The following is a 15,982-nucleotide window of genomic DNA, read 5'->3' as shown; positions in this document are numbered from 1 at the left end:
AAAAACAAATAAGAAATAAATAAAAACTATTTTTAATGTAAAAAGAAATAATTATATGTAAAAACTTTATTAAATTTGAGTAGATTTTAAAACATAAATGATGATAGAATTTGAAACAATGGCGCAAAGACATAATTATATTTTAGATCAATTAGAGAAAAATGAAGTCGTTAAAATATCTGATTTAGCAAAAAAACTTGATATATCTATTGTCACAATCAGAAAAGACATTAAAACATTAGAAAACATGAACTTAATATACAAAGCTCATGGTTTAATATATAAAAACAATCCCTATACACAAGATATAAATGTAAACGAAAAAAGCTTATTAAATGTTGAACAAAAGAGAGATATAGCAAAATTTGCTGCATCTTTAATTGAACCAAATGATGCAATTTTAATAGCTTCGGGAACAACTGTTTTACAATTTGCTCAGGCTATAAACGTAACAAATGGAAAGTTAACAGTTGTAACTTCTGCAATGAACGTTGCATTAGCTCTTAGTGGTAAAGCTAATATTGAAGTAATACAATTAGGTGGTGTTGTTCGACCAAACTCTACATCTGTTGTTGGACCTTATGCTGAAGATACATTGAAAAAACTTTCTTTTTCTAAATTATTTCTTGGAATTGATGGTATTGATACAGATTACGGATTAACAACCTCTAATTTACTCGAAGCCAATTTAAATCATCTTATGATAAAAGCTTCTCAAAAAACAATTGTATTAACTGATTATAGTAAATTCGGAAAAAAAGGTTTTGGTAAAATATGTAATCTTAATGAAATTGACCATATTATAACTGACTCTAGAATTACAGAAAAAGCAAAAGAAGATATTGATAAACTTGGAGTAAAATTAACTATTGTTTAATAATATTTCTTTTTGTTTCTTTTAATAAAAAAACCTTGATAACAATTGTTATCAAGGTTTTTTTATTATTATTTTAATTTTAATGCAATAATATATTGTTTTTTCTTTTACTTACATGACTGTAAGCATAATAACAACTGTACAATATAAATAATACAAAGAAGAAACAAAGCACAGGTAAATAAATTGACATAAATATCAAAATTACAGAACAAAGTGTTTCTACTGTACTAATTACAAAATTCCCTTCTCCTCTTGTAGTTATTGTTGATACATCTCTTGCTGCTGTCATAGTTGCAGAAATAAAGAAAGAAACTCCTCCTCCAATAACTATAGCTAATACCCAAGAAAGGTATTCATTAATCACCTCTGGTAATACAATTTTAAAAATAAATATCCCTGCAATTGCAGCTAAGAGCACAGATAATTTATCTAAAAAATTATCTAAAATAGGAATATAATATACTACTATTTCTACAGCGGCTAATAATCCTAAAATCATCATCGTTGTATCAGTTCCAATCCAACTCCAATTATCAGAAATATTTAAATCAATACTTCCTGAATCGGTTAATAAACTTACAATGAAAAGTGGTAAGAATATTCTAAAACCAGTTGCAGCTACTAAACCAATACCTATGAGTATTGGTAAGAGAAAATTTGTTGATAATAATTCGTTCATTTTTTATGTTTTTAACAGTTTTGATTACTTAAATTTACAAAAAAAATACTTAATAATTATCATTTTTTTCTTTCCTTTGCATCCGATTAAGAGAAACCAAGTACTGCAAAGTACTTTTTTTGTATAAATAAACCTAAATGTTTGAGTTACATCTAAATAATCGAATAATAAATCAATCATTTTTTAAATGCATCGATAATTATTTCTTTTCTCAAAATCAATCAACCAAAACTTCTTCACGACAACATTTAAAATTTTGCAAGAATCGATTTCTTTTTATTTTAATTTCTGATAGGAAAATTTTATCTTTAAGGAAATTTTACGAGAACTCTTGCAATGGAAACATCAAACGAAATTAAAAAAAATAATAAAACAAAAATGCTAGTAATAGGAATTGCAGGAGGAACAGGTTCGGGAAAAACAACTGTTGTAAATAATATTTTAAGAGATCTTAACGCGGAAAGCGTTATCGTTATTTCTCAAGATAATTATTATAAAGATCATCCTGAATTATCTTTTGATGAACGTTCTAAGATCAATTTTGATCACCCAAGATCAATTGATTTCGAATTACTAAAAGAACATGTCGCTTTATTGAAAAATGGCGTATCAATAGAACAACCTGTCTATTCGTTTATTACGCATAGTCGCAAGGAAGAAACGATTTTAACACATCCACAATCGGTTATTATTGTAGAAGGAATTTTGGTATTGACTGACCCAGATTTACGCGATTTATTTGATGTAAAAATCTTTGTTCATGCAGATTCTGATGAGCGTTTAATTCGTCGTGTACGTCGTGATATCCAAGAACGTGGACGCGATTTGGATGAAGTTTTAACGCGTTATCAAAAAACGTTAAAACCTATGCATCAGCAATTTATAGAACCATCTAAAAACTATGCAGACATTATTATTCCGAATATGAAAAAGAAAAATTCTGTCGCAATCAAAGTTTTATCAACTGTAATTAAAGAAAAACTCAACTCGAAAACTACTGTATAATGAAAGAAAAATCGGAAGAAATCTTTGACAAAGAACTTACACCAGAAGTACCGAAAAGAAAAATTAAGGATACACGTGTATTCAAATTTGTTTGGAATCGTTACTTTGTTCTAACGGTTGCGTTTGCTGTTTGGATGATTTTTTTCGACCAAAATTCTTTTTTCGTACATCGCGAGTTGGATAAACAAATCAAATTATTAGAAGTTGATCAACAATATTACCAAGAACACTTGGATACTGAGTCTGAAAAATTAAATCAACTAAATAGTAATCCTGCTGAAATTGAAAGGATTGCAAGAGAAAAGCATTTCTTGAAAAAAGATGATGAAGATATTTTTATCATTCAGCAAGAAAAAGTTACGAAGCCGCAAAATAAAGAAAATGAGTAAGTTATTTGAAAATTTTGATTCTATTTCTGAAAAAGAATGGAAAAATAAAGTTCAAGTCGAGCTAAAAGGTTTAGAATATAATGAAACTTTGGTTTGGGGAACGAACGATCAAATAAATGTAAAACCATTATATACAAAGGATGATGTCGATTATTCGGCTGTACAACCATTACCAAAATCCTCAAAAGATTGGAAAATTATTTCGAAATATACTGGAAATAAAAACCAAGATTACAGCTTTTTGTATGGATATTTGATTAATCAAAATCAAATTGATTCATCGTTAGAACTTCCTAATTATCTAGATTTATTTATTAAATATAATGGAACTTCTGATTTAAAATCGCTTGAAAATCTTCCAAATCTGAAATATTTAGATTTAGATATTTATGGATATTTGGCACAGAATGGACTTTGGCAAAATGATTCAGAAAAAGCATCAAAAGAATTGGTGAAAGAAGCTTTGGCATTGAAAAATTTCGAAAAAGTAATTTCAATTCAAGGAGATGTTTATCAAAATGCTGGAGCAAATCATGTTCAACAAATTGCGATTACACTTGCACATGCAGTAGAATATTTAGAAAATTTTGGAGCTGATATTGCGGACAAAATTTATTTTAAATTTGCTGTTGGAAGTAATTATTTCTTCGAAGTTGCGAAATTAAGAGCATTTCGCTTTTTATGGAAAATGATTTTGGAGCAATATAATAAAGAAAGTGAAGCATTTATTTTCACTTCAACATCCGATCGCAATAAATCTAAATTAGATATTTACAACAACGTTATTCGCTCTACAATAGAAGCTTCTTCGGCTATCTTCGGATCAAGTGACGCTATTTTTGTTGGATCATATGATGAAGTTAATAAAGAGTCTGATTTTGGATTAGAATTAGCCGCAAAACAACAATTATTGTTACAAAAAGAATCTTATTTGAATCAATTTACTGATCCTGCTGCTGGTTCTTTCTACATTGAAAGTTTGACAAATCAAATGGCTGAAAATGCGTTAGAATTGTTTAAAACAATACAAAATGTTGGTGGTTTTGTGAATGCTTTACAAAATGAAACTATTCAAGATTTTATTTACACAAGCGCGAAAAAAGAGCAAAAAGATTTCGATGAGCAAACCATTAAATTAATTGGTGTAAACAAATTTAGAAACCCTGCAGATGTGATTGAGAAATCGCCAAAAGAAAAAGTGGTAAAACAAGCACTTTTTGTTCCGATTGTTCCAACTCGTTTGGCAGAAAAAGAAGAAAAAAAATAGTTTTTACATGAATTGGATGCCAATTTCATTAAAAGAACTTAATAATATAATCGAAACTTCAGTAGCTGTGATGGATACTGAAGTTTTGTGTTTAATAAAATAATATTTTACGTCAAAAAATAACATTTTGAATCCAACTATTTTAACAAAAGAATTTCAAGATTATCTGAAAATAATCGAACATGAAGACATCAAATCTATAGGTTTGAAAAAATCGTTGTTTGAAGAAATTTCTTCTGCTGAAATTGCACAACAATTGAAAGGAATTCAAGTTTCAAAACATAAATTTCCAACACTTTATTCGACAGAAAATATTTATTTTCCGCCTTCAATTAATTTGGAACAAGCAAGTTCAGAAGCTACAGCAAATTATAAATCAACTTTAGTTAAAGGAAAAAATTTGATTGATTTAACTGCAGGTTTTGGAATTGACACTATGGCTTTTGCAAAGAATTTTGAAAAAGTATATCACATCGAACAAAATCCTGAATTGAGTGAGATTGTACAACATAATGCTAAAATTTTAGCATCAAATTTAGAAACCTACACAGGAACTTTTCAATCTTTTTTTGAAGAAAATCCTACGTTAAAATTTGATGTGATTTATCTTGATCCAGCAAGAAGAAATTCGAGCGGAAGAAAATTTATTTTAGAAGATTTAGAGCCAAATATTTTAGAATGGATTCCAACTTTTTACGAAAAAACGGAGAAAATTATCATCAAGCTTTCGCCTTTATTGGACATCACTTCTACCCTACAACAAATTGATTCAATTTTTGAAATACACATTGTTGCATTAAAAAATGAAGTGAAAGATTTTCTAATCATTTTAGATAAAAATTCTTCAACAAAAAACCCTTTGATAAAAGCTGTTAATTTAGAAAATAATCAATCCGAATTTTCTTTTCATTTTGAAGAAGAATATAGTGCGAATGCAAGTTTTGGAGGAATTCAACGTTATATTTACGAACCAAATGTTGCGATTCTAAAAACTGGTGCTTTCAAATTATTGAGCGAAAAATTCAATCTTCATAAACTTCATCAGAATACTCATTTGTATACTTCGAATGAACTTTTAGAGAATTTTCCTGGAAAAATTTACTTGATTGAAGAAGAAATTAAAAATCAAAAAAAAGAAATTCTAAAAACAAAAGCGAATTTATTAGTCAAAAATTACAATCAGCCAATAGACGTTATCAAGAAAAAATTCAAAATTATTGATGGCGGTACAACAACTTTAATTTTTACTCAAAGCATTGATGGGTTTCATATTCTAAAAACTTCACGAGTTTAGTTGGGTTTCGAAAAAAGTTGTGTTAATTTTATACAACAATTTTCAACCTTAAAAAATTACACTTGAAAATCATCAATAAAATTGAAAACTTTATCTACGGAGAAGCGCTTTCAGATGGCTTAAAAACTTCCTTAGCGATTATCATTCCGCCTATCGTAGCCAGCTTGTTTGGCGATTTATATGCCGGTGTAACGATAAGTCTTGGTGCAGTTTTAGCACACATGACGGATACACCTGGTCCATTTAAAGAACGCCGAAACCTGATGTGGCTTTCCGTGCTCTTGATTTTCCTTGTTTCATATTTCACCAAAACGATTAACAGTTACCCAATATTTCTAGGTATTTGTTTAACACTTATCGTATTCTTTTCTAACATGTTAACCGTTTGGGGACAACGTACAAGTGCGCTTGGAATGGTCATTATGATGTCAATGGTAATGAATATGAATGATTTACGACATGAGTTAAGTCCTCTTCATATTGCACTTTTTGTGACTGCTGGAGCAGCTTGGTACACTATTTTTAGCCTAGCTATTAGTACCTTTCGTCCTTATCGTATGGCGCAGCAAAACTTAGCTGACACAATGATTCATATTTCTGAATACATTCGAATCAAGGCTTCTATGTTTGATAAAGATTCAAATTACGATGATATTATCAAAAAATTAATCGATGAACATGTTGTAATTAACGAAAAACAAAGTTTAGTTCGTGAATTAGTTTTTTCGAACAAAAAATTGGTAAAAGACCAGACACCAATTGGGCGTTCGATTGTGTTTATTTTCTCTGATTTGGTGGATATATTTGAGAATGTAACAGCAAATCAATACGATTATGTAAAAATTCGAGAAGTTTACGGTGATACAAAAGCAATGCGCAAAATCTATAATTTAATGAATAAATTAGCGCATGAGCTTAAAATGATTGCTTATCATATTAACTCGAACAAACGTCCTAAACAACCTACTTTTGACTTTGAAGTTGAGTTGAAAAAGATTGATGATGCCATCAAAGAATTATATGCAGAAGGACAAAAACCAATCGTTTTATCTAAAATTTATATCAATCTAAAGCAAATTGTTTATAAAATAGAGTTTATCCATAAATTTTTCTATGATGATTCGTTCACAGAAAAAAAGAAAAATCCACTGGATCATGCCGAACATTTTGAACCTACAGTTGATTATTCTTTACGAAAATTAAAAGATCATCTGAATCTAAAATCTTCAATTTTTAGACATGCAATTCGTGCATCAATTGTAATGTTATTAGCTTATGGCGTCACATTTATTATTCCAATGACTTATCATAGTTACTGGATTTTGATGACAGTTTTAGTAATTTTAAAACCTGGTTTTAGTGTAACAAAAAAACGAAACTTTCAGCGTTTGAAAGGAACAATTGGCGGTGGATTAGTTGGAGTTTTAATATTATTGATAATTCCTCAACACAGTATCCGATTTGCTTTAATGCTTATTTTCATGTTAATGGCCTACACTTTTATTCGTCACAAATATGCAATTGGTACATTTTACTTAACCGCGTATATTCTTATTTCGTTTAGTTTTTATTCGCAAAAAGATTCATTGTATATTATTCAAGAACGTTTTATTGATACACTTGTTGGAGGATTTATGGCGTTTATTTCGAGTTATTTGATTTTACCAACTTGGGAAAAAAATAATATGAACGAATATATTCAAAAAGCATTGATTGCAAATTATGAGTTTATTTATTTGGTTTTTAAAAAATTAGCAGACAACGAAGTTTCTACAACAGATTATAAATTAGCTAGAAAAGATGTTTTTATTGCAATGGCAAATATTAATTCAGTTTTTCAACGTGTAATTTCTGAACCGAAAGGAAAACAAGAAAATGCTAACGTACTGAATAAATTCACCATTTTCAACCAGTCATTTGTCTCATATTCAGTTGGTTTAGTTAAAATTTTAAAGAAAAACAATTCTGTTATTTTAACTTCAGAACACATTCGATTGATGAAGAAAATTTTGCAATTATTGTTACAAAACATTCGGCTTTATGGCGAATATGAAACAGAAAATTTACCTAAAACAATAGAATTTGGAGAAAAAACTGTTGCATATACTGAAATTGAAACAGAGGCTTTGCAAAATGATTCTGAACTGATTGAAGATCTATTAGAGTATTTATACGAGATTGCTTACGATTTCACAAAAGTTGGTCACGTTTTTGTGAAAGAACAACCGTTAAAAGAATAATAAATGACAATCATTCAACTGTTTAAAAATCTACGTCCATTTGTAAAACCTTATCGTTCTTTGGTTGTCGCAACTTTGCTCCTAACCTTAGTTGGATCTTTTACGTCACAGGTAAACGCCCTTATTTTACAGTATACCGTAGATTCTATAAATGGTTTGGTTGAAGCTGGAAAAGGATTAAAAGAAGGTCTGAAAATCATTTCGTTTATTTCAATTGTTTTGATGACAAAAGAAATCTTGAATGCTTTTATCACATTTGGTCAAAAATATTATGGTGAAAAGCTTAGAATCTTAGTTTCACAAGATTTAGCACAAACCATTATCGAAAAGATTTTGACGTATAGAATGGCATTTTATACAAATCAAGATAATCAAGCAGGAAAACTTCAAACCCGTATTGACAGAGGAATTGAAAGTTTGACACGTTTAGTTCAAAACTTTTTTATCGATATTCTTCCACTTTTTGCCAATTCAATTGTTGCTTTAATTTTAATGTTCAATGCTAATTTTTATGTTGGATTGGTTGGACTTTGTATCGTTCCAATTTATTTCATTATTACACAACAACAAGCTAAAAAGCTGAGTGGTTGGCGACGTAACCTAAGAGGTTATCGTGAACAAAAATCGCAAGGAATTATCAGCATAATTGATTCAATCACAGTAATTAAATCATTTAACCGAGAAGATATCGAAGGTAAAAAACAACTTGCTTTGCAAAAAGAATTGACGAATAATCAAATGCAAACACGTAAAACAAGCTTCTTTTTTGATGGTTTAAAATCCTTTATCGAGCAATTTGGCGTGGTGATTATCATCATTTTAACTTCATATTTGGTTCTGGACGGACAAATGACAATTGGCGCAATTATGTTTCATATTTTGTTGTTCAACAACGTTTCTGCTCCTATCCGTCAACTGCATCGTATTTATGATGAAATGAATGATGCCATGATTTATTCCGAAAGTTTCTTTTCTATTTTAAAAGCGGATGACGAAAAAGAATCATCTGGAAATTATATTCCAACAAAATTGAAAGGTAAATTCGAAATCCAAAATGTTGACTTTTCTTATCCAAATGGTTACAAAGCCTTGAAAAATATCAACATGACAATTCAACCCAATAAAATTACAGCTTTGGTTGGTTTGTCTGGCGCTGGAAAAAGTACAGTGATTAATTTGTTAGATAAATTTTATCAACCTGATTCTGGAAAAATTGTACTTGACGGAATTGATTTAGAAGAATATGACACACAATTTTTACGCGATAATATTGGATTGGTTTTACAAAAAAATCACATTTTTAATGGAACGATTGAAGAAAATATTCGTTATGGAAATGTAAACGCAACTTTCGAAGAAATAGAAGATGCCGCAAAACGTGCTTATATTCACGAACAAATTATGGATTTGCCAGAAGCTTATCAATCCAAAGCCTTATTGTTATCTGGTGGTCAACAGCAACGTATCGCCATAGCACGTATGTTTCTAAAAAATCCCCCAATTATTTTCTTGGACGAACCTACTGCAAGTTTGGATGCAATTGCCACGGAACAGATTAAAAATAGTTTGGATGCCATCAAAAAAGATCGAACAGTTATCATTATTTCGCATAGTATTTCTCAAATTATCGATGCCGATTATACGTACGTGATGAAACAAGGCGAAGTTGTAGAAAACGGGATTCATGAAGATGTGTACAAAATGAACGGTACTTATAAAGAGATTTTTGATGCAATGGCAAAAAGCTTAAACATTGAAAAAATTGCCAAAACTTTTGACGATGAAGAAGAAGAAAATTATTAGCAATAATTTTATTATAAAACATTATAAATCACTACCTTTAAAGAGGTAATAGGATAGTGTATGAAAAAATTAGTTTATTTTATTGTTGGGGTATTGTTTTTTACCCAATCTTGCGAGCAAAAAAAAGAAGCTCCAAAAGAATTAGCACTTAATACGGTAACTTACGAAAATGCTTTAGACGTTCCTGTAAACAAAGTTGGTGTTCTCATTAACATAGATTCTCTTGGTTTTTTTGATCATAATTCTCAAAATTTAGATCAAAACATTGATTCAAAATCAATTGAAAATCAGCTTAAACAAATAAATTCTAAATTTGATATTGTAAAAATAATTCGTGATAAATCTGAGAAAATATTAAACGATAACAAGTATACTTATCAAATGATTGATAAATTTGATAAAAACTTAGTTCCAAATGAATTAATCACAAAGGAAAATGTAAATCAAGTTAAATTTAATGATTTAAAAAAAGCGATTAATCAAGATGATTTAGTTTTGATTAATGTAAAATCGGGTCTTGATTATGATCCTGCCAACAAACAGAAATACATCGCAAAAACATATGTCTATATTAATATTTTAGACCTTAAAAATAATGCTTTAAAATATAGCGAAACAATTGGTGGAACTAAATATATAGACGAAACAATCAATAAAAGTACGACGGATTATTTAGAGAAAATGATGAAAGAATCATTAAACGAAACGTTGGATATTATTGATAATAAATATTAAATACATTGAACTATGCGCCATTTTTTTGGCAACTTTTGGAAGTCCTGAACCCTTAAAAAGTTTCAGGATTTTTATTTTTAATGACATTCTAATATTGACTTTTATTCATGGTATATTTTTTGTTAATTTTATGCTAAAATTATAGGATGCCTATTATACGATATTTATCTTTTATTCCATTATTGACTTCTATTTCGGGATTTGCACAACAATTGATTGATCCGCAACTTCGATTGCCTGTTGAAAAAGCGATTGAGTCGAGTTACGAATTAAAAAATAAACAATTGGAAGTCGAGAAAAACAATTACCAATATAACGAAGTAAAAGGTAAACAACAACCAAGTTTATCTGCAATTGCGCTGGGTGGTTATCTAAACTCGAACGGAATTATCGATATTCCAACCAAATCAATCGATATTTTGTCAACAGAATTGTTTTCGGGTAATCAAAGATTCAATACCTCAGCAGGATTATTTACTGTGGGAGTTAACGCTACTCAAATTATATTTTCGGGATTACAAATTCCAAATGCGTTGAATGCTATTCAGGAAAAAAGTACTGCTTTAGATTATTTGAAAGAAGCCGAAAAAGAAACTATAACCAAAGATATTTTACAAACTTATGATCAATTGATGTTATTGGTCAAAGTAGAAGAATTAATTTCAAATTCTGCAAAACGATTGGATAAAGAACATCTTAAAGTGCAGAAAGCAATTCAAAATGGTTTAGCTATTCCATACGATCGTGAAAAAATAAAATTAGCAATGCTAGAATTAGAAGCTCGACAAGTAGAACTGAATGGTAATCGACAATTACTGTACAAAAAATTAGAAACTTTAACGCATCTGTCTGAAAAAGATCTTCAACAAATTCAATATGAACTTACCCCAATTGACATTCTTGCTTCAAGCTATACTTTAGAAAATAAAAAAGAGTTGAAAGCACTTGAACACTCTGTGAAAGCTTACGAATTTCTGTATCAAAAGGAAAAAGGTTCACATTTACCGCAAGTTTTTGCATTCGCGAATACCAATTACACCTCAATTTTTGGAAGTCATTTCAAATTAAAAGATGGTGATGTATTAGGTGATGTTAATTTAAAAATGAACCAATTTTCGATGTTCCCTAATATTTTGATTGGTATTGGCGCAAAGTGGGAATTGTTGGATGGCGGACAACATAAAAATAAATTAGCACAAGCAAAAACTGACATTTTAATAAATGAAAACAAGTTACAAGATTCCCAAGAAAAACTGAATTTATTATTAAGTAAAAACAAAATTGATTACGAAACTTCTACTGAAAAATTAAAAGTAAATAATCAACAAAATACCATTGCAACAAATAATTTAGAAATCGCTTCAAGACGATTTCAAGAAGGATTAATAGATGTAACCGAGCGTTTGGCTGCTGAAAATGATTATTACAAAGCCAATCTAGGTTATTATGCTCAAATCTTAGATCAACGCTCTAAAACCTACGAATTACTTCAAACATCTGGAGAATTATTTAATCAATTATCAAATTAGAATCATGAAAAATACATTATCCTATATTTTTGCTTTAAGCGGATTAATTCTTTTTACAAATTGTAAATCATCTAACAAAGAAAATAAAAAAGAAGAGCAAACTATTTTTCAAGGTAAAATTGAGCGCGATCAAATTAGTGTTGTAACAAAAATCCCAGGAAAAATAGATCAAATATTAGTTCACGAAGGCGATGAAGTAAAAAAAGGACAAACGCTTTTTGTTTTACAATTACCAGAAGTTGACGCGAAGAAAAGTCAAGCTGAAGGCGCAGTAAATTCTGCCGAAGCTCAATATGAAATGGCTAAAAAAGGTGCAACAGATAATCAATTGAAACAATTGCGTGCAAAAGTTGCTGGCTTGAAAGAACAATTAGATTATGCAGAAAAATCAAATCATAGATTAAAAAATATGCTTCGAGATAGTCTTGTTCCGCAACAAAGTTATGATGAAGTTTATGCTAAATATCAAGGTGCTAAAAATCAATATTTAGCTGCAAAAGCGGAATTAGCTGATGCCGAAAATGGAGCGCGTGTAGAACAACAACAAATGGCTTTGGGACAAAAAGAGCGTGCTTTGGGAGCTTTGCAAGAAGTAGATGTTGCTGAGGCGGAAAGACACATCAAAGCACCACAAGACATGACGGTTGAAACAATTAATCTAAAAGTTGGAGAATTAGCTTTGGCTGGATATTCTATTGCAAACGGAATTTTGGAAGAAACTACATTTTTTAGATTTACAATTCCTGAGAATAAAATCGGGCAATTGCAAAAAAATCAAATCGTCAATTTAAAAGTTCCTTATAAAAATAATATGGTTTTGAAAGGTAAAATTGTTTCGATAAAAGTTCTTAATTCGTATGCAAATATTTCGACTGCTTATCCTGATATTGATCAACAACAATCGCAATATGAAGTGAAAGTTGTTCCTGTTGACTATAAACAAGCTGCTCAACTATTGACAAAAGCAAATGTAATTTTGGATCTTAACGCTAAATAAATTCTGATGAAAACGATTTTTCATTTAATTATACGAGAATTCAAACTTTTCTTCAAGAATCCTGTTTTACCAATTTTATTCTTGGGAGCACCTATTATGTATGGTGTTCTGATCGGAAATGTTTATAAAAAAGGAAATGTAACCAATTTACCAATTATTGTTGTAGACGAAGATCATACGATGACAAGTCAGAAAATTATTCAGATGTTAGATGAAAATGAATCGGTGAAAGTTGCTGAAGTTTTACCTTCAACATTTGATTCTAAGAATAAAGCTTTAGCAATCGGAGCTGAAGTTGTGGTTGTTATTCCTCGAAACTTTCAGTCTGATGTACAACAAAAAAAATTACCCGAAATTGCTTATTTTGTAAATGCTTCAAACACGTTAACTTCTAATACAGCAGCAATCGCAATTACGACAGTTCTAACAACAATGAAAGCCGGAATTTCAATAGAAACAGCTCGAAAACAAGGCGTTCCAGAATATATTGCAACACAAAGCTACGAACCGTTCAAATCTACCATGATTCGCCAAAATATCAGAAGTGGAAACTATTTATATTTTATGCTTCCAGGTGTTTTATTAACCGTTTTGCAACAGGTTTTATTATTAGGTTTAGCACTTTCATTTGCTTCAGAATTTGAGAACAGAACATTTAATGAATTAATCTCAAAATCATCTAATCCGTTTACCATTTTATTCGTCAAAACTTTTCCTTATTTATTTATGTCAGTATTTATATATATGCTGTATTATTGGTTCGGAATGTTTTATGACATGAAATTAGAAACCGAATTTTGGCCATTTTTCACTTCTTCTCTTGCATTCATTTTAGCCGTTTGCTTTTTAGGATTTTTAGTCAGCATTCTCCTTCCAAGCCAACTAAAAGCAACTGAAGTTTTGATGGTTGTTGCAACACCAAGTTTCATTTTAAGTGGATTTACATGGCCTTTAAGTCAAATGCCAAAATGGATTCAAGCAATTGCAGATTGCATTCCATTAACACATTATTTGAAAATATTCCGAATACTTTTCATCGAAAAAGGCGATCCTGCGTTAATTCAACCACATTTAAATAATCTAATTGTAATAGGAAGTATTTGCTTTGTCTTATCTTTGGCTATTCTAATCGTTAAAATAAGAAAAGCTAAACAATCGATGAAACAAATCGAAACAGAAAAGATTTAGCATCTTTTTTTAATTTACAAAACAGATAATAAACTATGAATTTTCTTACAGTTGAAAATCTAACCAAATCATACGGAATCAGAACTTTATTTGAAGATGTAAATTTTCATGTAAATGAAGGAGACCAAATCGCATTCGTAGCAAAAAATGGAAGTGGAAAATCTACTTTACTTAAAATTTTAGCTGGATTAGAAACTGCCGATTCTGGCGAAGTTCGTCCAAATAAAGGTGTTAAAATCTTGATGTTGGATCAAAGTGATGACTTTGACGAAAACTTGAAAAGTGAAGAATATATTTTCAATCATTCGAATGAAGTTTTAGATGTTGTTCGTCAATATGAAAACATGATCGAAAATGACCCAACAAATCCTGATTTAATTGATTTAATGGGAAAAATGGATGTTTTAGATGCATGGAAAGTTGAGCCAACAATCAAAGAAATTTTATCAAAATTGAAGATTGATTTCTTGGATCAAAAAATTGGAAAACTTTCTGGAGGTCAGCGCAAACGTATTTCTTTAGCAAAATTTTTGATTGATTTAAGTTTCGAAACTGGATATGTTCTTTTGATTTTAGATGAGCCTACCAACCATCTGGATATTGAAATGGTGGAATGGCTTGAATATTTCTTGAACAAAGAAAACAAAACATTGATTTTGGTTACGCACGATCGTTATTTCTTAGATGCAATTTGTACCAAAATTCTCGAAATGGAGGACAAAACATTGTATGTACATTCGGGAAATTACGAAACTTATATTACGAACAAAGCATTGCGTATCGAAAATCAAAATGCGACAATTGACAAAGCGAAAAACCTTTATCGTAAGGAGATTGAATGGATGCGTCGACAACCGCAAGCTCGTACAACAAAATCTAAATCTCGTATTGACGCGTTTTATGATACTGAAAAAGTTGCTAAACATAAAATTATTGATCAACAAGTAAAATTAGAGATGGTGATGACGCGTTTGGGGCAAAAAATCATCGAAATGGAACATGTTTCGAAAGCATTTGGGAAAAAGAAAATTTTAGATGATTTCTCTTATATTTTCGCTCGTGGTGGAAAAATTGGTTTAGTCGGAAAAAATGGTGTTGGAAAAACCACTTTCTTGAAAATGTTAGAAGGAATCGAAACGATGGATTCTGGAACAATTGAACGTGGAGAAACCTTAAATATTGGACACTTTAAACAAGATGGAATAGAATTTAAAGGCGACGAACGTGTCATTGAGTTTGTGAAAGATATTGCAGATTTTTTCCCTCTTTCTAATGGAAAAGAAATGCGTGCAGAACAGTTCTTAGAAATGTTTTTATTTACGCCAGAACAACAACATACTTTTATCTCAAAGTTGAGTGGTGGAGAGAAAAAACGTCTCCAATTATTAGCAATTTTGTATAAAAATCCTAACTTTTTGATTCTCGATGAGCCAACAAACGATTTAGATTTACCTACTTTAACGGTTCTTGAAAGTTTCTTAGAAGAATATCAAGGTTGTTTATTAGTTGTTTCCCACGATAGATATTTTATGGATAAAGTGGTCGATGAATTGATGATTTTTGAAGGCGAAGGAAAAATTTCTCGTTATATGGGAACATATACAGAATATCACATCGAGAATAAAAACAAGCCTGTAACTGACGATAAAAAGGTTGAAAAAGAAATCGTTATTCAGGAAAAAGTTGAATCGAAAGAGAAGATTGTAGAGACAAAACCAAAAAAATTATCGTTTAAAGAACAACGAGAATTAGAAGAAATTAATAAATCTTTACCAATTCTTGAAGCCAAAAAAGAAGAATTAACAAATTTACTTTCCGACCCAAATTTAGGTTATGACAAAATCGCAACTATTGGAGATGAACTACAAAAAATTGTAGATGAATTAGAGGAAAAAGAATTCCGTTGGTTAGAATTATCCGAATAAAAATATTGAAAAGGAACTTTTTTGAGTTCCTTTTTTTGTTTTTAAAATTTA

At 30.0% G+C, this 15,982-nt stretch carries 13 protein-coding genes; 12 read left to right on the top strand and 1 reads right to left on the bottom strand.

What is annotated here, in order from left to right; all coding sequences use genetic code 11:
* The first annotated feature begins 100 nt into the window (after positions 1-100).
* Positions 101-877: a DeoR/GlpR family DNA-binding transcription regulator gene (locus tag N5D03_RS05575; RefSeq protein WP_115002099.1), complete on the top strand. Its 777-nt coding sequence runs from the start codon at positions 101-103 to the stop codon at positions 875-877.
* A gap of 79 nt (positions 878-956) precedes the next feature.
* On the opposite strand, the gene N5D03_RS05570 is transcribed toward N5D03_RS05575, so the two are convergent.
* Positions 957-1,559: a DUF4126 domain-containing protein gene (locus tag N5D03_RS05570; RefSeq protein WP_115001131.1), complete on the bottom strand. Its 603-nt coding sequence runs from the start codon at positions 1,557-1,559 to the stop codon at positions 957-959.
* A 336-nt stretch (positions 1,560-1,895) separates the two neighbouring features.
* Here N5D03_RS05570 and udk point away from each other — a divergent pair, with 336 nt between their 5' ends.
* The 11 genes from udk (at position 1,896) to N5D03_RS05515 (ending at position 15,931) form a co-directional block, all read left to right on the top strand.
* Complete coding sequence (gene udk, locus N5D03_RS05565; RefSeq protein WP_260392473.1) at positions 1,896-2,564, top strand: uridine kinase; 669 nt, start codon at positions 1,896-1,898, stop codon at positions 2,562-2,564.
* Entirely contained in the window at positions 2,564-2,953 is a 390-nt protein-coding gene (locus N5D03_RS05560) for a septum formation initiator family protein (protein WP_221855581.1), read from the top strand. Before udk ends, N5D03_RS05560 begins: the two co-directional genes overlap by 1 nt.
* Positions 2,946-4,220, top strand: a complete 1,275-nt coding sequence (locus N5D03_RS05555; protein WP_219034475.1) for a methylmalonyl-CoA mutase family protein — start codon at positions 2,946-2,948, stop codon at positions 4,218-4,220. The genes N5D03_RS05560 and N5D03_RS05555 overlap by 8 nt, the downstream gene beginning before the upstream one ends.
* A 127-nt stretch (positions 4,221-4,347) precedes the next feature.
* The gene (locus N5D03_RS05550) at positions 4,348-5,514 is read left to right on the top strand and encodes an RsmD family RNA methyltransferase (protein ID WP_280051120.1); all 1,167 of its coding nucleotides are present in this window, start codon (positions 4,348-4,350) and stop codon (positions 5,512-5,514) included.
* A gap of 62 nt (positions 5,515-5,576) precedes the next feature.
* The gene (locus tag N5D03_RS05545; protein ID WP_280050133.1) at positions 5,577-7,754 is read left to right on the top strand and encodes an FUSC family membrane protein; all 2,178 of its coding nucleotides are present in this window, start codon (positions 5,577-5,579) and stop codon (positions 7,752-7,754) included.
* A gap of 3 nt (positions 7,755-7,757) precedes the next feature.
* Positions 7,758-9,557, top strand: coding sequence for an ABC transporter ATP-binding protein (locus tag N5D03_RS05540; RefSeq protein ID WP_280051119.1), 1,800 nt, complete (start codon positions 7,758-7,760; stop codon positions 9,555-9,557).
* Between the two features lie 60 nt (positions 9,558-9,617).
* Positions 9,618-10,292 carry a hypothetical protein gene (locus N5D03_RS05535; RefSeq protein ID WP_125349240.1) on the top strand — a complete coding sequence of 225 codons (675 nt, stop codon included), beginning with the start codon at positions 9,618-9,620 and terminating at the stop codon, positions 10,290-10,292.
* Between the two features lie 146 nt (positions 10,293-10,438).
* Positions 10,439-11,821 carry a TolC family protein gene (locus tag N5D03_RS05530; protein ID WP_280051118.1) on the top strand — a complete coding sequence of 461 codons (1,383 nt, stop codon included), beginning with the start codon at positions 10,439-10,441 and terminating at the stop codon, positions 11,819-11,821.
* A 4-nt stretch (positions 11,822-11,825) separates the two neighbouring features.
* Positions 11,826-12,818, top strand: coding sequence for a biotin/lipoyl-binding protein (locus tag N5D03_RS05525; RefSeq protein WP_280051117.1), 993 nt, complete (start codon positions 11,826-11,828; stop codon positions 12,816-12,818).
* Positions 12,819-12,824: 6 nt separating this feature from the next.
* Positions 12,825-14,006, top strand: a complete 1,182-nt coding sequence (locus N5D03_RS05520) for an ABC transporter permease (RefSeq protein ID WP_280051116.1) — start codon at positions 12,825-12,827, stop codon at positions 14,004-14,006.
* 35 nt (positions 14,007-14,041) lie between these two features.
* The gene (locus N5D03_RS05515; protein WP_280051115.1) at positions 14,042-15,931 is read left to right on the top strand and encodes an ABC-F family ATP-binding cassette domain-containing protein; all 1,890 of its coding nucleotides are present in this window, start codon (positions 14,042-14,044) and stop codon (positions 15,929-15,931) included.
* Positions 15,932-15,982 lie beyond the last annotated feature (51 nt).

The organism is Empedobacter sp. GD03861, assembly GCF_029840885.1.
GTDB classification, from domain to species: Bacteria; Bacteroidota; Bacteroidia; order Flavobacteriales; family Weeksellaceae; genus Empedobacter; species Empedobacter falsenii_B.
This window is presented reverse-complemented; position numbering and strand designations above follow the sequence as displayed.

Bases quoted from the DNA above. Each gene is read 5' to 3' on its own strand.
- udk (WP_260392473.1), top strand. From the start codon at position 1,896: ATGGAAACATCAAACGAAATTAAAAAAAATAATAAAACAAAAATGCTA.
- N5D03_RS05575 (WP_115002099.1), top strand. From the start codon at position 101: ATGATAGAATTTGAAACAATGGCGCAAAGACATAATTATATTTTAGAT.
- N5D03_RS05560 (WP_221855581.1), top strand. From the start codon at position 2,564: ATGAAAGAAAAATCGGAAGAAATCTTTGACAAAGAACTTACACCAGAA.
- N5D03_RS05540 (WP_280051119.1), top strand. From the start codon at position 7,758: ATGACAATCATTCAACTGTTTAAAAATCTACGTCCATTTGTAAAACCT.
- N5D03_RS05555 (WP_219034475.1), top strand. From the start codon at position 2,946: ATGAGTAAGTTATTTGAAAATTTTGATTCTATTTCTGAAAAAGAATGG.
- N5D03_RS05530 (WP_280051118.1), top strand. From the start codon at position 10,439: ATGCCTATTATACGATATTTATCTTTTATTCCATTATTGACTTCTATT.
- N5D03_RS05515 (WP_280051115.1), top strand. From the start codon at position 14,042: ATGAATTTTCTTACAGTTGAAAATCTAACCAAATCATACGGAATCAGA.
- N5D03_RS05520 (WP_280051116.1), top strand. From the start codon at position 12,825: ATGAAAACGATTTTTCATTTAATTATACGAGAATTCAAACTTTTCTTC.
- N5D03_RS05525 (WP_280051117.1), top strand. From the start codon at position 11,826: ATGAAAAATACATTATCCTATATTTTTGCTTTAAGCGGATTAATTCTT.
- N5D03_RS05570 (WP_115001131.1), bottom strand. From the start codon at position 1,559: ATGAACGAATTATTATCAACAAATTTTCTCTTACCAATACTCATAGGT.
- N5D03_RS05535 (WP_125349240.1), top strand. From the start codon at position 9,618: ATGAAAAAATTAGTTTATTTTATTGTTGGGGTATTGTTTTTTACCCAA.